The sequence below is a fragment of the Burkholderia sp. RF2-non_BP3 genome, assembly GCF_001522185.1.
Taxonomy (GTDB): domain Bacteria; phylum Pseudomonadota; class Gammaproteobacteria; order Burkholderiales; family Burkholderiaceae; genus Burkholderia; species Burkholderia diffusa.
This window is the reverse complement of sequence record NZ_LOSU01000028.1, coordinates 61,588-78,774: the sequence shown is the minus strand read 5'-3', so window position 1 is coordinate 78,774 and position 17,187 is coordinate 61,588. Positions and strand designations below refer to the sequence as shown.

Here is a 17,187-nt window from a genome sequence, read left to right as displayed (position 1 = left end):
GTCATCATGAAAAAGCTACTCGTCGCGCTGGCCGTCAGCGCCTTCGCCGCAGGGTGTGCGGTGCAGCCCGCGCAGCATCCCGCGCTGCACGATTCCGTTCAATCCCTCGCGCCCGCCGCGTGGGACACCGACGTGCCGCGCGCGGACATCGACGCCGCCGCGTGGTGGGCGCAGTTCAACGACCCCGTGCTCGACCGGCTGATCGCGACCGTGCTCGATGGCAACCTCGATCTGCAGGCCGCCGCCGAACGCGTGAAGCAAGCGCAGGCGCTGACCGTGCAGAAGCGCGCGGCGCTGCTGCCCGAACTCGACGCGACCGCGCGTGCGTCCGACGCGCGCCAGAACACGCCGCCGCCGCTCGGCTACGTGCGGCAGGCCGGCGCGGGACTCGCGCTGAGCTGGTCGCCGGACGTGTTCGGCGGCGAACGGCTCGACCTGCTGGCCGCGCAGGCCGAGCTGGTCGGGCAAAAGCACGCGGAAGACGCGATGCGGCTCGCGCTCGCGGCCGATGCGGCCTCGGCCTATGTGGATCTGCGCTGGGCGCAGCAGGAACTGAAGATCCTGCAGGACAACGCGGCGATCCGCCGGCATGCGCTCGAACTCACGCGCAAGCGGCAGGCGTTCGGGTTGTCGACGGAGCTCGACGTCACACGCGCGCAGAACCAGCTCGATGCGCTCGAAGCGCGGATTCCGCCAACGCAGGCGCAGATCGCGCATCAGCTCAATCTGATCGCCGTGTATTCGGGCCGCACGCCCGAGTCGGTCGACCGGCTCGTCCTCGCGCAGGCCGGCGCGATTCCGGCGCCGCCTGCCGGGTCGCCCGCCACGCTGCCGTCGCAGGCGCTGCTGCGCCGGCCGGACGTGCTCACCGCGTACGCCCAGGTCGAGCGGCGCGCGGCGCAGGTCGGCGTCGCGAAGGCCGAGCGGTATCCGAAGTTCTCGCTGAACCTGACGGACGGGATTCTGGCCGCGTCGTATCTCGGGTTGCCGACGCTGACCGACAACCTGTTCAGCGCGGCGCTGAGCGCGACGAGCCCGATCTTCAACGCGGGGCGAATCACCGCCGACATCACGCAAAGCGAAAGCCGGATGCGCGAGTCGGAACTCGGGTTGCGGCAGACGATGCTGCAGGCGCTGCGGGAAGTCGAGGACGCGCGTGCGAACCTCGTCAGCAGCGATGAAGCGACGCGGCGCCTCGATAGCGCGCTGTCGGCGTCGGACAAGGCGCTCGGGCTGGCGAACCAGCTCTACAAGGGCGGCGCGACGGATTTTCTGGACGTGCTGTCGGCGCAGGAGGTGTATCTGCGGGATTCGGATGCGCTCAATCAGGTCAGGCGCGAGCATGCGCTGGCGGCGGTCGCGTTGTATCGGTCGCTCGGCGGCGGGTGGAGCAGGAACGATGCGGCGGGTGAAGCGCAGGCCGTGGCCGCCACCGCCGCGCAGGATTGACCGCGGCCGCCATGCGACGCCGGCGCCCGCGCCGTCGTCCGTGCACGGGAGGCCGGGCGTGCGGCGCGGTCAGCCCGCGTCCGGCCACCGGTATCCGATCACCTCGCTCACCGGATACGCAAGCTCGCGCACTTCCTCCAGCTGATTGCCGCCGAACAGGTGCACACGCTCGTCGTCGTGACGCAGGTAGAACCCGACGTGCCCCTTCCAGCTCACGGGGTCGTCGCGCGTCAGGATCGCGATGCAGCCGTACACCGGACGCTCCAGCGGCCGCCCCCATTCGAGCCACGAACGCGCGAGCGCCGACCCCGTGCCGCGGATGCCCGCATGCGTCATGCACCAGTTGACGAACGACGAGCACCACGAAATCTTGTCGTCGTAGCCGACGAGGTTCGTGTGGTTGTTGTATTCGACGATGCGCGGATTGATGCTGCCGGGCGGGAAGCGGCGAATGCCCAGCTCGGCCAGTGCGACGGCCATCCACGGCGGATGGCCGGCTGGCGGGTTGCCCTCGGGGTTCGATCGGATCACGACGGTCTCGATGGAATGCGGGTGGAATGTCGCTCGATCTTCGCATGAATGCGGCGGTATGGTGGTGTCGATTCGGCTGCCTCGGGTGAACCGGTCGAGCATTGGGGCTCCGCCGTTACAACTGATGCCGTCGTCTTTCCGGATTCCCGACACAGAAGAAAACAATCGGCCGGATTCTTTTGCCTTCGTGCGGAGACCCTGACTCCGGTGCGAGCCGTTCCACCAGATTACGCGCCACCCGAGGTTCTGGTCACGCCAGAGCCTTCCCGGCCGTCAATGACTCGTCTGGCCGGCCCCACGACGTCAAATCGTACGGACGTTTGCGTGCCGATCGCTGCTCAAATTCTGGCGTTACGCAACCTTAGCGCGTTCGAAATGACCGAAGCGGAGCTTAGACTCATTGCAAGTGCCGCAATCATCGGCGAGAGCAGCAAACCGGTGAATGGATAAAGTACCCCTGCCGCCAGCGGAACGCCAAGCGCGTTGTAGATGAACGCGAAGCCGAGATTCTGCTTCATGTTCGCAACGGTTGCCTCGGACAGCACTCGAGCACGCGCGATACCGCGCAAGTCGCCCTTGACGAGCGTCACCTGAGCGCTACTCATTGCCACATCCGTGCCTGTTCCCATGGCCACGCCGACATCGGCCTTGGCAAGCGCGGGGGCGTCGTTTATGCCGTCTCCAGCCATCGCGACGACATGCCGGGCTTGCTGAAGCCGTGATACCAGATTGAGCTTATCGGCAGGCTTCACCTCGCCATGGAATTCGTCGATGCCGAGCTTCTCGGCCACCGCCTTCGCGGTGACCACACCATCACCGGTCGCCATTACGACTCGAATACCGTTCTCCCTCAATGTCGAAAGCGCTTCCGGCGTCGTCGCCTTTATCGGGTCGGCGACCGCCAGCAGTCCGGCCAAACCGCCATCGACAGCCAGGTACATGACGCTGGCGCCTTGCGCACGCAGGCCGTTCGCCTCCTTGGCCAGCGATTCGACGGATATGGCGTCAGCCTGCATCAGCGCGGTGTTGCCAAGCGCAAGTCTCCTGCCGGCGACCCTTCCTCTCACGCCGATACCCGTCGCGGATTCGAAATTTTCCGTGCGTTCCAAAGTCAACTTCTTCTCACGGGCTGCCGCAACGATGGCTGCTGCAAGCGGATGCTCGCTACCCTGGTCGAGGCTCGCCGCCAGACGAAGCACTTCGTCGGCCGTGTATCCGGTTGTGCCCACGGCTTGCTCGAATGCTGGACGCCCCTCGGTCAGCGTCCCGGTCTTGTCGACGATGAGCACGTCGACCTTCCGAAAATTCTCAATCGCAGCCGCATCGCGAAAGAGGATCCCCGTTGTGGCTCCTTTTCCGCTCGCGACCATGATGGACATTGGCGTCGCGAGGCCCAGCGCGCAGGGACATGCAATGATGAGCACCGCCACCGCATTGATGAGACCGAACACCCAGCTGGGCTCGGGGCCAACGATGCCCCACACGAAGAACGTCAGAAGAGCGACGCTGACGACCCCGACGACAAACACGCCGGCCACCTTGTCAGCCATACGTTGCATGGGGGCACGGGACCGCTGCGCCTGCGCGACCATCTGCACGATTTGCGACAGGACGGTTTGGGATCCGACCTTTTCCGAGCGGATGACGAGACTGCCCGTCGCGTTCATCGTTGCGCCAATGACGTGGTCGCCAACACGCTTCGTGACGGGAATGGGCTCGCCGGTGATCATGGACTCGTCGAGCGAACTCGTGCCGTCCGTCACTACGCCGTCCACGGGAACTTTCTCGCCCGGCCGCACGCGAAGCAGGTCTCCCACATGTACATGGGATAACTGAATATCTTCTTCGGCGCCATCCGGGTTGATGCGTCGCGCAGTCTTGGGTGCGAGCCCGAGGAGTGCCTTGATGGCGGCGGACGTTTGCGAGCGCGCCTTCAGTTCGAGCATCTGCCCGAGAAGCGTCAGCGAAATGATGACTGCCGCCGCCTCGAAATACACGCTGACTCGGCCGTGCGCGCTGTACGTTTCCGGAAACACGCCGGGGAAGATGGTCGCGATGACACTGTAGATGTAAGCGGCGCCTGTCCCAAGCCCAATGAGGGTCCACATGTTGGGACTGCGATTCATGAATGAGCGCACGCATCGCGCGAAAAACGGCTGGCCTGCCCACAGGACGACCGGCGTAGAGATAATGAACTCGACCCAGCTCTCGGTGTCGACGTCCATCGATCCGAAGCGATGGCCGAACATCGCAAGGACGAAGACTACGACGGTCAGTGGCAACGTCCACCAGAATCGGCGCTGGAAATCGACCAGTTCCGGATTATCGCCTTCGTCAACGCCGGGCAGAATCGGTTCCAGGGTCATGCCGCACTTTGGACATTGTCCAGGATGGTCCTGGCGAATTTCCGGGTGCATCGGACAGGTGTAGATGGTGCCCTCGGGCACGGCTTGTAACTGCTCGATGGTCGGGGGCTCAACGTACTTGGACGGCGCAGCCTGGAATTTCGTCAAGCAAGCCTGGCTGCAGAACGCGTACCACTTGCCATTGTGTTCGCCGTGGAAGCGGGACTCGTCGGGCACCGTCATTCCGCAGACGGGGTCGCGAAGCGAATCCGTGGAACGAACGTGCTCGGCCCGGCCCTCACGATGATGCGCACGCGCGCCGTGTCCGTGCCCGGCGGAAGGCGCGTGCTTGTCCGCCTCACGAGCGTGATGTTCGCCCGATGACACCTGCCCGGAAATCCGTTGATGATGAAGCTTGTCTTCGCCGGGTCGGCCGCTCATTTGACGCTCCCTTGTTCACCCGTTCCGCTTCCATTGAGGCCCGTCGCCCTGCGCATCAGAGGGCGCCACCGACGACGTGTCGGTATGTCGAGCGCTAGCACGGGAGCAACGATCATTCCGTGCTTTCCCCGCTCAACCCGTTACCTCACTCTCCTGATTTCCGGAGACGGACACGGGCAACGTGTGGTCCGGGAGAGAGGTACGGGCGTACGGAATTGCTTCAGCCCGGTCCACTCAGGCGGTTGTGTAACCACGCGAAGAAGGCGCCAGCTGCAAAGAACCAGACCGCGAACACAAAGGCCGGGTAGACGACGAACCACCACGACAGTGACTCGCCCGTCTGAAGGCGCCGAAAATCGAGTCCGTGAAAAAGCGTGTTCATGAAGTTCATGAACGGTTCAGGAAGTGCCATCCATACGAGCGTGCACAGGACATAGAAGAGCACAACCGTGGCTGAAAGCGTCACGCCAGTCTTGAAGGGCTTCATGGCAGCCTCCTCATCCGGAAGATTGCGATTGAGTTCGGCAGCAGTGCCAGCTATCGGTGAGCCGCCTGAAATCAATGTATTTGGGCCGGGCGTTTTCCAAAAACGTTGGGTACAAAGCGCGGCGTATGTGCCGCGTATTCACGCCACGCCGCGCCGAACTGCGCCTCCGAATCGCGTTCCTCTTGTATCGCGAGTCGAACGTACATGAAAACCAGAATGGGAAACATTGCCAAGGTCACCAGCGTGGGCCATTGAAGCAGGAAACCCAGCATGATGACGACGAACCCGACGTACTGAGGATGTCGGATTTTCGCGTAGGGTCCGGTGGTGGCCAACTCCTTGCTACGCTGAGCTTCATACAGCACGTGCCACGCCGTGGACAGCAAGTAGAAACCGCCCAATATCAAGAAGAAGCTGAGAAGATGCGGAAGTCCGCCATGCGGGTCGCCGTGCCTGCCGGTCAGGGTCCACCACAGGTGTCCTGTATCGTGCGACAGCAAATTTGTTTGCGGAAAGCGCGTCTGCAACCAACCCGACAGCAAATAGATGGTGAGCGGAAACCCGTACATTTCCGCGAATAGCGCGACGATGAAGGCAGAGAATCCACCGAACGTTCGCCAGTCCCGCTTTGTCGCCGGCTTGAAGAAGCTGAACGCGAAGATGATGAAGACAAGTGAATTGATCGCTGCGAGGCTCCATAACCCGTAACCGTCATCGATGCTGGTCATGACCCTCTCCCGAATCAGGACGCCCCTCGGTCGATTTCGTTCCATGGTGCCCGTGCCCATGGTGCATGAACAGATGCATCAGCGGGCACGAGAGCAACAGCAGATAGGGCAACACCCCAAGGAAGTGGGCTCGGTGTTCGGAAAGCAGGAGAAACAGTGCTATTGCAGCGAACGCGACGAGTGCAATGGCCGACCGTGATTTCCAGAACGGCCGAGCACCATGTGAGTTGTCATTCAACGCTGCCTCCCATTTCGTACCGTGTCACTTCCCGGCCCGATTCTGCCGCGCAGTTTGCCTTGCTCGGCGCTTTTGCGGTCGCCGTATTGGGATGATGGCGATCGCGAGCTGCATTGTCGGTGGCCGCCCGCGGACCGGCGATTGCAGCGCCATGACCATGCCGAGCGCCGCGACTGCGATTGCCGTTTTTTTCGGCAATGCCATCGCGTTCTACACGAGCATGGCTCCGGATAGCCGGTCGAGCCCTGAAAACCACTCTATGCTGACGCCCCTTCGATGGCTTGACGTGGCTCAACGAATCGCGAATCGAACGCTTCATACGTAGCACAGCCGCGGGGCGGACATGCGACCGGGACGGGGTATCGCTCCGGGCACGCTCGACAATGCAGCATTGACATGAATCAACTCTGCGACCGCGCTGCCACTTACGATAAGCAATGCACACGCGAGCGGCGGAATGCCGAGGAATATCGGACAGAGGCGCGTCCATGTCGACAAATCCTGCAGCAATCTCTGCGCGGCGCAGTCTTGCCCGCGCACTTCTGATAGCCGCATCGGCGGCGAGTCTGCTTGCTCTCTCCGGGTGCGGTTACAACGCCATCCAGAGCGAAGACGAGCAGGTAAAGGCCAGTTGGTCAGAAGTTCTAAATCAGTATCAACGGCGTGCCGACCTCGTTCCCAACCTCGTCAACACAGTGAAGGGGTACGCGAACCAGGAAAAGGAAGTGCTCGTCCGCGTGACAGAGGCCCGGGCACAAGTCGGCTCGATTCGCGCCACGCCCGAACTCATTGCCGACCCGCAGGCGTTCGCAAAGTTCGAAGCGGCGCAGGGACAGCTCACGTCGTCTCTGTCACGCCTGCTCGTGGTATCGGAGAACTATCCGCAATTGAAGTCGGACGCGAACTTCCGGGACCTGCAAGCGCAGCTCGAAGGCACGGAAAATCGTATTGCCGTAGCCCGCAACCGATACATTCGCTCCGTCCAGACGTACAACACGACGATACGTTCGTTCCCGAACAATTTGACTGCGAAGGTATTCGGCTATCTGGAGCGCCCGAACTTCTCGGTGAGCAACGAGGCCGAGATTTCCAAACCGCCTCGGGTCGACTTCGGCTCGACGCCGGCATCTGCAGGCAAGGCCTCCAATTGAACACGTTCCGACTGGCGATGGTCGTCGTCTTAGCCTTCTTTGTCCTGGGGGTAGCACACGCGCACGCGGACGCCGCCATCCCGCCACTGACGTCCAGAGTGACCGATGAGACCGGAACCCTGACCAGCGACCAGACGGCCAGCCTTGAGAAGACGTTGAAAGAGTTCGAGGCGAAACGAGGAACGCAGCTTTCAGTTCTCATTGTCCCGACCACGGAGCCCGAAACCATCGAACAGTATTCGATGCGAGTCGTCGAGCAATGGAAGCTTGGGCGCAAGAATGTCGACGACGGCGCGCTCCTGATCGTCGCCAAAAACGACCGGGCACTTCGAATCGAGGTCGGGTACGGCCTCGAAGGTGTGCTCACCGACGCAACGAGCAATCGCATCATCAACGAAGCGATAGTCCCGCGATTCCGAAACGGGGACTTCTACGGTGGCATCACCGCCGGCCTCGACGGCATCATGCGCGTCACCAGCGGCGAGCCGTTACCTCCGCCGCAGCGACCACCTCGGGCCAGCGACGGCGCCGGGCGGTTGCTTCCTGTTCTTTTCCTCCTGACGGTCATGGCCGGCGGGCTGCTGCGCGCCATGTTCGGGCGTCTGCCAGGAGCCGTCGTTACCGGCGGCGTCGTTGGGGTACTCGCGTGGATTTTATCGCAGGCGCTTTTCGTCGCCGTCGCGGCGGGAATGATGGCGCTGCTCTTCACATTGCTGGGTGGCGGAATGCGAGCCGCTGGCGGGCGCTTCATTGGCGGTAGCGACGCGCGTTTCGATCGTGATTCGAATCGCGACATCTTTCGCGGAGGCGGTGGGGGCTTCGGCGGCGGTGGCGCATCGGGACGGTGGTGAGCATGGACCTGAAACGCCTCTTCCGGCATCTTTTCACGACCCACTGGCAGGTCAACCGCGCATTTTCACGGCGGGCGCTTGACGCTATCGACGAGGCTGTACGTACTAGTCATCGCGCGCACGTGGGTCAAGTCAGGTTCGCTGTGGAGGGGGCGCTGCACATTGGCGCCTTGCTGAAGGGCACGACTGCGAGGGATCGTGCCATCGAGGTGTTCTCGGACCTCAGGGTTTGGGACACGGAGCAAAACAACGGCATTCTCATCTATCTTCTTCTTGCGGACCGCGACGTCGAAATCGTTGCGGACCGAGGCATACACGCCAAGGTGGACAGCCGCGAATGGGAGGCGATTTGCCAAGCCATGGAGGCTCATTTCCGGCAAGGCGATTATCGGTCCGGTGTTCTGCGAGGTGTCGAGCAAGTGACCGAACTGTTGCAAAAACACTTTCCAGTTCACGGTCCGCAGCGCGATGACCTTTCGAGTTCGTCCATCGTGATATGAGCTCCGGAGCTTGAGAGCGATCCTCTCCGCGGGCGGCAAGCCGCCGATTCGTTACAGGAGGTCGTCTGGACGAGACCGCGGACGGTTACTTCGCCGGCAAAGCGAGCGTCAGCAAGAAAAGGGGGCTAAAAACGCTTTAGCCCCCCCTTCGCACCTCCCGTTACTCCACCGTCACCGATTTCGCGAGGTTCCTCGGCTTGTCGATATCCGCGCCGCGCAGGCAAGCCGCGTGATACGCGAGCAGCTGAAGCGGCACGACGTGCAGGATCGGCGACAGCAGCCCGTAGTAATCCGGCATGCGCAGCACCGACACGCCTTCGCCGTTGTCGATGCGCGTATCGGCATCGGCGAACACGTAAAGCTGCCCGCCCCGCGCCCGCACTTCCTGCATGTTCGACTTGAGCTTTTCGAGCAACGCGTCGTTCGGCGCAATCGTCGCGACCGGCATCGCGTGCGTCACGAGCGCGAGCGGCCCGTGTTTCAGTTCGCCGGCCGGATACGCTTCCGCGTGGATGTACGAAATCTCCTTCAGCTTCAGCGCCCCTTCGAGCGCGATCGGGTAATGCAGCCCGCGCCCGAGGAACAGCGCGTTCTCATGCCGCGAGAATTCCGCAGCCCAGCGCTCGATCTGCTGTTCGAGCGCGAGCACGTCCTCGAGCGCGTTCGGCAGCCGTCGCAACTGCGTCGTATAACGCGCGAGCTGCGCATCGTCGACGTAGCCGCGCAGCCGGCCGAGCGTCACCGCGAGTATGAACAGCGCGACGAGCTGCGTCGTGAACGCCTTGGTCGACGCGACGCCGATTTCCGGGCCGGCGCGCGTCAGGAACCGCAAGCCTGTCTGACGCATCATCGCGCTCGTCGGCACGTTGCAGATCGCCAGCGTATCGATGTGGCCGAGCGCCTGCGCATACTTGAGCGCGGCGAGCGTGTCGGCGGTCTCGCCGGATTGCGACACGCTGACCACCAGCGTATTCGGCAGCGCGAGCGCGTCGCTGTAACGGTATTCGCTCGCGATCTCGACCTGCGCGGGCAGGCGCGCAATCGTCTCGAGCCAGCGGCGCGCGGTGAGGCCGGAATAGTGACTCGTGCCGCACGCGAGAATCAGCACGTTGTCGATCTGTTCGAACGCGCGTGCGGCATCCGGGCCGAATATCGCCGGATCGAACAGCCCCGCATCGGGAATCGTCGCGGCGACGGCCTGCGGTTGCTCGAAAATTTCCTTCTGCATGAAATGCCGATACGGCCCGAGCTCGACCGCGGCCTGCGCCGACGAGACGGTCTGGATCGGGCGATCGACCGGCGTGCCGCCACGCTCGAGGATTCGCACGCCGCCCGGCGTCAATTCGACGATGTCGCCTTCCTCGAGAAAGATGAAGCGATCGGTGATGCCGGCGAGCGCGAGCGCGTCGGACGCGAGAAAACATTCGTCGTCCTTCAGGCCGACGACGAGCGGCGATCCGACCCGCGCGCCGATCAGCCGCTGCGGCTCATGCTTGCTGAACACCGCGATCGCGTATGCGCCGTGCAGTTGCGACGTCGCATCGCGCACGGCGGCGAGCAGATCGCCGCGATACTTGCTGTGAATCAGATGGGCGACGACCTCGGTGTCGGTCTGGCCATCGAACTGGTAGTGCTCGTCAGACAGTTGCCTGCGCAACGTTTCATGATTCTCGATGATGCCGTTGTGCACGAGCGCGATTTCGTCGCGCGAGAAGATCGGATGCGCATTGCAGGTGGCGGGCGCGCCATGCGTCGCCCATCGCGTATGCGCGATGCCGGTGCTGCCGGACAGCCCGGCGCTGCGCACGTGCGCGTCGAGATCGGCGACCCGCGACACACTGCGCTCTCGTCGCGCCTGGCCGTCGACGACGGTCGCCACGCCGCATGAATCGTAGCCGCGATATTCGAGGCGGCGCAAACCTTCAATCAGAATCGGAACGATGTTCCGTTGCGCGACCGCGCCGACGATGCCACACATGACACGTCTCCTTCCCTGTTTCCGTTCATCGACCGTGCGCCGTCGTGTCAGCGCGATCCGGTCACCGCTATCTCCGCCGTCGTGAACCCGCATTTGGCGGGCGCGAGCGGGTCGGCCATCCGGCTTTCGAATGCCAGGTACAGCGCCTCCTCCAGTACGTTCCAGTGCGAGCCATGACGGTACGGGCCCGAGCGCGCATACCAGCAGGCGACGGTGCTCCAGTCGTTCATCTTGAATGCGACCAGCGCGATCAGCCCCCACGGAAAATCGGAGCCGGCCAGTTGCATCCAGGTCTTGCCGTACTTCTGCATCCACTGCGCGTAGATCGTCTCGTTCGACTGGTCGGGCACCTGGATGCCGGACAGGATCGGGAAGATCTGCGCGACTTTCGCCGGATAGAAGCTCGTGTCGCTGATCTTCTGCGTGCTCGCGCGAAAGCCGGATTGCGTGCCGCGCCAGAACACCTTCACGATCGCCGACGACAGCCGGTCGGCACGCTGGCTCCACGGCCCTGCACGCGCGTAGTCGGCGCGGCGCACGTAATACGCGGCGAGCGCCTGGAACGCGCTGTGCACCTCGACGTTATCCATCAGCAGTGCGACATGAAGCGACGACGAGATCTGATAGACGCCGCTCGCCTTGTCGAGCAGCGTGTCCAGGTGTGCGCCCGCGCGGTTCAGGCTGAGTTCCCAGGCAGCCGGCATCCCGTCCGGAGGCGCAAAGCGCGCGAGCAGTTCGATCCAGGTCGCCATCATCGCGTCGTCCGCGTCGGCTTCCGCGCACGGGCCGACCTGTCCGCTCTTCACGCAGAAGCGGTCGAATCCGCCGTCCAGCCGCTGGCGCGGCAACACCCACGCGATCCACGCGAGTGCGGCCTGATGGGCATCCATATGGGTGTCGGCGGCGGCAAGCAGCGCCTTCGCCGCGAAATAAGGATCGATGCCGGCGCCGTTCAGGCGCACGGTGATCGCGCCGTCCGGGCGTTGATACAGCCCGTTCAGCTGAAGTTCGGCGGCGCCCGCGTGCAGCACGGAGCAGCACGCGGCGACGCAACAGGCAACGCGCCACGCATGGCACGGCCTGACAAGGGCCGCCACGCACGCGCGTGCGGCCGGGAAAAGCGCGGGCCGTTTCATGATCGGGGGCTCCTGCGCGGTAGTTCTGCGCAATTCGCGCCGGGCGCGGCGTTGGCCGCGTCGCGCGCCGGCGGGTGTATCGACGTTGCGGCTCAGTGCACCTTGGCGCTGGTGAACTGGAGACTGGTGCCGCTATTCGCGGTCACGAGCCAGTACGTCGAGTCGGTGATGCCCACGCTGCCGCTGCCTTGCGTGATGATCGGCAACGCATACGCAGCCTTCGGCAACAGCCACGTCATGTTCGTCAGGCTGGTCGGGTGGCTGGCGGAGAATGTCCAGCCGCTACCCGTGTCGGTGGCCGACCACGTGACGTTCAAGCGCGCCCGGTCGAAGACCGTGATATCGGTCATCGTGTACCAGCGGAACTGCCCGGTCAGCTTCAGCAAATTGGCTTGAGTGAAGATCGAGGACAGCGTCGACGTATAGGACGACGCGCCGAGCGGGTGCGCGTAGATCAGGCGGCTCGTGTGGTTCGCGACGACGAAGTTCATCAGCGCGGCGTACCAGTTGTTCACGTCGGTCGTCGGCACCGCGTACTGCTGGAACTCCTCGAACGTCGCGTACTTGCCGAACGGCATCACGGGGTAAGCCCACAGGCCCGGGTTCAGCAGCGCACCGTTGCGGTATGCGCGGGTCGGCGCCGAGCCGGTGTGACCGGTGAAGTAGTACCCGTTGAAGCCATTGCTTTCGAGCCAGTTCACCGACCAGGTCGGCGTGTTGCCTTCCGGCGCCGCATACTCGATGTCGGGCAGGCCCGTCGCAGCCTGAACGGCCTGATGGTTCATCACGAGGTACTGCGTGAACGTGCTCGCGTTCGTCTCGCTCGCATTCGCCCCCCAGTAATCATGGATCCAGCCGCCGTGGCTGCCGACGCGATGCCCCCTGCTGATGAAGTATTTGAGGAGATACTGCGCCGTCGGGTTGTTGGCGAGATTGATGCCGCCGCCGTCACCGAAGGTCGCTTCGTCGGGGCCGGCAGTGACCACGACGGAGAACGGCCCGTTGTTCCACACGCCGAGGCTCTTCAGGTAAAGCGCCGGCTGGATCTGGTCGCCCGCGCAGAAGTGCCAGTTGAACACGAGCCCGGCCTGCGCTTTCGGCAGCGGCGACAGCGACGGCAGGTTCAGCATCTGCGTGCCGAAATAATGCAGGTAGCCGTGAATCAGCATGCCGTCGGTCTGGCCGTCGAGGTAGGCGAGCGGCAGGTTGACGAACAGCACGCCGCCGTTGCCGTACGGGTTGTAGCCGGACACCAGCCCGAACGTCGGCGAGGTCAGGATCGTCGTGCCGGAATACGTGCCCTGCGTCACGAAGCTCGGATAGGTCAGGAAGCCGTATACGTAGCCGGAGATGCCTTCGAGCGTGTCGGTGGTGGTCGTCAGCGTGGACGCAAGCGTGTTTGCCGTCTTGCCGGTCGAGGTGCTCAGCAGCGAACCGGCACTATACGTCGTGGTCTTCTTCAGTTTGCCGGTCACGGTGCCGGTCAGCTTCGGGAGCGTCTGGCTCAGCACGCCGCTGCCCGTGGGGGGCGTCGTGTACTGGAACCACGCATTGTGGTTGTAGTTCGCGAGGCCGCCCGGGTTCGACGGGCTGGCCGCCAGGAACAGCGCGCTGCCGGACGTCGATGCCGACGTCTTCGACGAGCCGGAGCTGCTCGTCGATGCGAACGATGTCGTGGGGCTGGCGGCCGTGGTCGCCGAAGTCGTCGTCGTCCATGCCATCGACTTGCCGGGGGGCACTTGCAGCGTGCGCAGCCAGCTGCTCATGCCGGTCACGTTGCCGAGGCCGATCATGTTGCCGCCGTATTGGTCATACAACACGTAGTCGACACCGACCATGTTGCTGAAACGAGACTTCGGGCTCACGTAGAAGCCGGCCGAATTCAGTACACCGAAGTCGTAGACGAGCATCACCTTGCCGCCGTTCAGCGCATAGTTCTGGATTGCCGTCACGAGCGCGTCGGCGGCCGTCGTATGAACCTGGTCCGGCAGGATCAGGCCCGGATACTGCGACAGCGACGAGCCGGCGGCCATGAACTGGCTGTCGGTCATGACGGTGATCTGCAACCCTTCTTCCTGCGCGGTATCGAGCCACGCGGACACGCGGGAATCAGGCAGCGTCAGCGTGTCGGGCACCAACAGGAGAAGCTGGTTGGTGGCCGCCCGAACGCCGCCCGGACTGAATGCGAACGCCAGCGCGAATAGCGCGAACAGTATCCGCAAGAACTTGCCTGACTTTGCCAACATGGTGTGCTCCTCGCTTAAGGAATGGGTGGCGCCACAGCAGCGATGAGCGTGCCGCCAGCTCGGCCCACCTTGCCCGGTAGATGTGTGCGGCTGCCCAGTTCGTCGAGCATCGAACGACGTCGGCCATCGGCGGCCGGCCCGTCTTCTCCGTTGGAAAAGAATCGATGCGACGCAGGGAGAGAAGCGAACAACGTGCCATTGGCTCCGGAAGCCCTGTCGTGCTCGCTCGGTGCGTCGCGTGCCGTGCGGTGCGGCGAAAAACGCGGCCGAATCGTTTCATCACTGATACGGCGGCGTTTAGCACGAATCGTCGGACGGATTCGTCAGCGAGCCGGGCCAGCTCGCGCAGTAGGTATAGAGCGTGACGAGCAGGCCGATCAGCAGCGGGCCGCCGAGCAGGAAATAGCAGAACGGCAGGAACAGCAGCGAGCCATGATGGATGACGACCGCGTGCAGCAGCATCACGAACGGCAGCGCGAACACGAAGTAGCCGACCACGAGGAGCGATGCGGCGATCTTCTGCAGCGGTGTGAAATCGAGCGGGTAGTAAAGCGCCGCCATCACCAGCGGAATCAGCGCGATCGCCGCGCCGTGCAGTACGAACATGTCACGCAGATGCAGCATCGGCACATATGGGAACGCGCCCGGTGCGAGCCAGAAATACGCGCAGATCAGCAGCTGAGTGAAGCTCGCGATACGTAACAGATATGCAACGGGCAACCAGTTCGCACGCCGGAAGAACGACGCGCCGAAGCCGATCGCGCATAGCACCGCGGTCACGGCAAGCTGCGTCCCGCTCGGCATTCGCGCGGCGAGATCGATCGACAGCAGCGGGACGCGCGGCGCATCGGGCGGGTAGCCGATCACGATCACGTGCAGTGCCGGATCGATCTCGTGCGCCCCCCACGCCATGACCGCGCGCCAGTAGCGCCACGCGAGCGGCAGGCCGAGCCATAGCAACGCATAGAGCGTCGGGGTCAGCAGCACGATCGACATCAGCCAGCGCTGTGGATGCGGGTGGATCCGCAGCGAACGGTCGACGGGAGGACGGACGGGATGCGTCTGCATGGCGCCCGTTCCCGTTACCAGCGATAGAACACGCTCAGCTCGCCGCCGATCCGTGAATAGTAAGGGTTATGGTAGTAGTCGAATTCGAGTTGCGTACCCCACTTGCGCGTGAACCAGTAGCGCCATTTCGCGATCACTTCGTGACTGCGGAAATCGGCGATCTGCGAACCGGATCCGGTGACCTGGTACGCCTCGCGGCCGAACCCGCCACGCAGCACGATCACGCTTTTCCCGACCTCGCCGTAGGTGACGGCGCCGTAGTATTGCGGCGCCTTCACCGACCCCGGCGAATCGACCGTGTAGTTCGTCCCCGCCTCGAAGATCCACTTGGGCAGCGCATACCAGATCACGCCGGCGTGATACAGCTGATCCCGGTGGCCGCTGCGATTCCATGCATAGCCGGCGCCCAGCGACACGATCAGCGACCGGTTGGACAACAGCTTGCGGTTGATCGAGAGGTCGACGCGCGCGCTCGGCAGGATCGTCCCGGACGTCGTGCCGGAAAAACCGATGCCACCGAACCAGTCCGGTCCCAGGTCCTGCACGTACGTCAGTGCGCCGAGCTGCGTGCTCTCGCCGAAGCGATGCAGCTGCGCCAGCTCGCCGAGTATCGTGCGGCCGCCGTCCTGATAGACGCCGCGCACGTGCACGCCGTACCAGTCGCCATACCCGTGTGTCAGGTGTGCGCTGGACACGCCGAGCGACATCTCGGCATGGCGCTCGCTCGGCGCCTGCACGTGCGCGATCACGGCGTCGGGCAACGGCGGCCGGTTCGTATCGTCAGGCGAGAATTCGGCGAGCGGCGTGCCGTCCGGCAGGCCGTCGGCGGACACGCGCACGAACGTGGGCGCGTCGAGCGTGCGCGGCACGATGACGGGCGCGGCGGCGGCGGGCGACTGCGCGGGTGCCGGCGCACCGGCGTCATCCGGCTGCGCCGCGAGCACCGGGAGCGGGCCGACGGCAACGCCGCACAGCACCGCCAGAGCGGCGACCGGTGCGCGCGAGCCGCGACGGCGGGAACGATCGGACATGGAGGCGCTCCTTAACGGGATGCGTGGAACCAGCCGCTGCGGCATGCGACGAGGTCGCCGTGCACGCATGCATGCCCGACGACCGAAATGTCGCGCGCACAGGCGCTGACAGGATGACCGGCGACGCCGATGCGCGCGCCGGTCAGGCGCAGCAGGCCACCGGCCGACACGACGCCGTCGATGCAGCTGCCGCTGGCGAGCAGCACGTCGTCCCGCGCGAACACCGAGCCGTGCAGCAACGCGTGGCGCTCGAGCTCGACGCGATGCGCCTTGACGCCGCCGCGCAGCACGCAGCCGTCGCCGAGCACCAGCGTGCCGTCCACGACGAGGTTCCCCTGCACGACCGTATGCGCGGGCAGACGCACGTCGCAGGGCAGCAGGTAGCGGCCGTGCACGTAGCGATGCGGCAGCGTCGAGAAGTGGCGGGTCAGCGAGATCGCACGGCGCGGCGCGACGGCCGTATCGTCGGTCGGCACCGTCGGTGCCTTGCCGAACACGATCGGCTCGCCGTACAGGCACGCAAAGCCGCCGGCGCCATGCAGGTATACCGTCCCGCCCACCACGACGCCGCGCAGCACCGCGCTGTCGACGTCGATCTGCGGCGCGTGCGCGAGCATGCCGATCGTCGCGCCGGCACGAACGTCGATGCGCTGCTCGGCGAACGCATACGTGGCCCGCGCGCCGCCGTCGAGCGTGATCGCGCGATCCGCGTACAGCACGTCCTCGCAATGCTCGTCGTGCACGACGCGGATCTCGTCGTCATGCCGCACCAGGAGCCCGAGCGCGTGCCATGGCGGCATCGCGGACGCATCGGCCGGCCGCGCACCGCCCGCGTGCGCGCGCAGCGCATCGCGCCAGCGCGCGGCGAGCAGCGCCTGGTCGACGAACGGCCCGTCGCCGATCGGCAGTGCCGCCACGTCGCTGCGCCGGATCAGCTCGTGCAGCAGCGGCAGGAACGGCAGGCTCAGCACGCCCGCCACCGGCACCATCACATTGAAGGTCGTCAT

General features: G+C 64.4%; 15 protein-coding genes. 4 read left to right on the top strand and 11 right to left on the bottom strand.

Annotated features, from left to right (window positions below; genetic code table 11):
* The first annotated feature begins 6 nt into the window (after window positions 1-6).
* Window positions 7-1,449: an efflux transporter outer membrane subunit gene (locus WS45_RS10870; RefSeq protein WP_059689490.1), complete on the top strand. Its 1,443-nt coding sequence runs from the start codon at window positions 7-9 to the stop codon at window positions 1,447-1,449.
* 69 nt (window positions 1,450-1,518) lie between these two features.
* On the opposite strand, the gene WS45_RS10865 is transcribed toward WS45_RS10870, so the two are convergent.
* The 5 genes from WS45_RS10865 to WS45_RS33335 form a co-directional block, all read right to left on the bottom strand.
* On the bottom strand, window positions 1,519-1,929 hold the full coding sequence (locus WS45_RS10865; protein ID WP_059532397.1) for a TIGR02594 family protein: 411 nt from the start codon (window positions 1,927-1,929) through the stop codon (window positions 1,519-1,521).
* A 389-nt stretch (window positions 1,930-2,318) separates the two neighbouring features.
* Window positions 2,319-4,766: a heavy metal translocating P-type ATPase gene (locus WS45_RS10860; protein WP_059699797.1), complete on the bottom strand. Its 2,448-nt coding sequence runs from the start codon at window positions 4,764-4,766 to the stop codon at window positions 2,319-2,321.
* 220 nt (window positions 4,767-4,986) lie between these two features.
* On the bottom strand, window positions 4,987-5,253 hold the full coding sequence (locus WS45_RS10855; protein ID WP_059699795.1) for a DUF5676 family membrane protein: 267 nt from the start codon (window positions 5,251-5,253) through the stop codon (window positions 4,987-4,989).
* 71 nt (window positions 5,254-5,324) lie between these two features.
* Complete coding sequence (locus WS45_RS10850) at window positions 5,325-5,981, bottom strand: methyltransferase family protein (protein WP_059699793.1); 657 nt, start codon at window positions 5,979-5,981, stop codon at window positions 5,325-5,327.
* The gene (locus WS45_RS33335) at window positions 5,965-6,219 is read right to left on the bottom strand and encodes a DUF2933 domain-containing protein (RefSeq protein WP_082721894.1); all 255 of its coding nucleotides are present in this window, start codon (window positions 6,217-6,219) and stop codon (window positions 5,965-5,967) included. Before WS45_RS33335 ends, WS45_RS10850 begins: the two co-directional genes overlap by 17 nt.
* Window positions 6,220-6,707: 488 nt before the next feature.
* Between WS45_RS33335 and WS45_RS10840 the strand changes: the two genes are divergently transcribed.
* From WS45_RS10840 to WS45_RS10830, 3 genes are read left to right on the top strand one after another with little or no spacing between them, the layout of a single operon-like run.
* On the top strand, window positions 6,708-7,370 hold the full coding sequence (locus WS45_RS10840) for a LemA family protein (protein WP_059699789.1): 663 nt from the start codon (window positions 6,708-6,710) through the stop codon (window positions 7,368-7,370).
* 17 nt (window positions 7,371-7,387) lie between these two features.
* The gene (locus WS45_RS10835) at window positions 7,388-8,221 is read left to right on the top strand and encodes a TPM domain-containing protein (RefSeq protein ID WP_082721893.1); all 834 of its coding nucleotides are present in this window, start codon (window positions 7,388-7,390) and stop codon (window positions 8,219-8,221) included.
* A gap of 2 nt (window positions 8,222-8,223) precedes the next feature.
* On the top strand, window positions 8,224-8,721 hold the full coding sequence (locus WS45_RS10830) for a TPM domain-containing protein (RefSeq protein WP_059699785.1): 498 nt from the start codon (window positions 8,224-8,226) through the stop codon (window positions 8,719-8,721).
* A gap of 160 nt (window positions 8,722-8,881) precedes the next feature.
* On the opposite strand, the gene glmS is transcribed toward WS45_RS10830, so the two are convergent.
* From glmS to WS45_RS10800, 6 genes are all read right to left on the bottom strand, one after another.
* On the bottom strand, window positions 8,882-10,699 hold the full coding sequence (glmS, locus tag WS45_RS10825) for a glutamine--fructose-6-phosphate transaminase (isomerizing) (RefSeq protein ID WP_059531768.1): 1,818 nt from the start codon (window positions 10,697-10,699) through the stop codon (window positions 8,882-8,884).
* A gap of 47 nt (window positions 10,700-10,746) precedes the next feature.
* Window positions 10,747-11,835: a hypothetical protein gene (locus tag WS45_RS10820; RefSeq protein WP_059699783.1), complete on the bottom strand. Its 1,089-nt coding sequence runs from the start codon at window positions 11,833-11,835 to the stop codon at window positions 10,747-10,749.
* A gap of 92 nt (window positions 11,836-11,927) precedes the next feature.
* Complete coding sequence (locus tag WS45_RS10815) at window positions 11,928-14,081, bottom strand: polysaccharide deacetylase family protein (RefSeq protein WP_059699781.1); 2,154 nt, start codon at window positions 14,079-14,081, stop codon at window positions 11,928-11,930.
* 297 nt (window positions 14,082-14,378) lie between these two features.
* A complete protein-coding gene (locus tag WS45_RS10810; protein WP_059689481.1) occupies window positions 14,379-15,149 on the bottom strand; it encodes a hypothetical protein in 771 nt (256 codons plus the stop codon).
* A gap of 14 nt (window positions 15,150-15,163) precedes the next feature.
* Entirely contained in the window at window positions 15,164-16,180 is a 1,017-nt protein-coding gene (locus WS45_RS10805) for a YaiO family outer membrane beta-barrel protein (protein WP_059531781.1), read from the bottom strand.
* 11 nt (window positions 16,181-16,191) lie between these two features.
* Window positions 16,192-17,187, bottom strand: coding sequence for a polymer-forming cytoskeletal protein (locus tag WS45_RS10800; RefSeq protein ID WP_059699779.1), 996 nt, complete (start codon window positions 17,185-17,187; stop codon window positions 16,192-16,194).

Bases quoted from the DNA above. Each gene is read 5' to 3' on its own strand.
- WS45_RS10870 (WP_059689490.1), top strand. From the start codon at position 7: ATGAAAAAGCTACTCGTCGCGCTGGCCGTCAGCGCCTTCGCCGCAGGG.
- WS45_RS10865 (WP_059532397.1), bottom strand. From the start codon at position 1,929: ATGGCCGTCGCACTGGCCGAGCTGGGCATTCGCCGCTTCCCGCCCGGC.
- WS45_RS10860 (WP_059699797.1), bottom strand. From the start codon at position 4,766: ATGAGCGGCCGACCCGGCGAAGACAAGCTTCATCATCAACGGATTTCC.
- WS45_RS10855 (WP_059699795.1), bottom strand. From the start codon at position 5,253: ATGAAGCCCTTCAAGACTGGCGTGACGCTTTCAGCCACGGTTGTGCTC.
- WS45_RS10850 (WP_059699793.1), bottom strand. From the start codon at position 5,981: ATGACCAGCATCGATGACGGTTACGGGTTATGGAGCCTCGCAGCGATC.
- WS45_RS10840 (WP_059699789.1), top strand. From the start codon at position 6,708: ATGTCGACAAATCCTGCAGCAATCTCTGCGCGGCGCAGTCTTGCCCGC.
- WS45_RS10835 (WP_082721893.1), top strand. From the start codon at position 7,388: ATGGTCGTCGTCTTAGCCTTCTTTGTCCTGGGGGTAGCACACGCGCAC.
- WS45_RS10830 (WP_059699785.1), top strand. From the start codon at position 8,224: ATGGACCTGAAACGCCTCTTCCGGCATCTTTTCACGACCCACTGGCAG.
- glmS (WP_059531768.1), bottom strand. From the start codon at position 10,699: ATGTGTGGCATCGTCGGCGCGGTCGCGCAACGGAACATCGTTCCGATT.
- WS45_RS10820 (WP_059699783.1), bottom strand. From the start codon at position 11,835: ATGAAACGGCCCGCGCTTTTCCCGGCCGCACGCGCGTGCGTGGCGGCC.
- WS45_RS10815 (WP_059699781.1), bottom strand. From the start codon at position 14,081: ATGTTGGCAAAGTCAGGCAAGTTCTTGCGGATACTGTTCGCGCTATTC.
- WS45_RS10810 (WP_059689481.1), bottom strand. From the start codon at position 15,149: ATGCAGACGCATCCCGTCCGTCCTCCCGTCGACCGTTCGCTGCGGATC.
- WS45_RS10805 (WP_059531781.1), bottom strand. From the start codon at position 16,180: ATGTCCGATCGTTCCCGCCGTCGCGGCTCGCGCGCACCGGTCGCCGCT.
- WS45_RS10800 (WP_059699779.1), bottom strand. From the start codon at position 17,187: ATGACGACCTTCAATGTGATGGTGCCGGTGGCGGGCGTGCTGAGCCTG.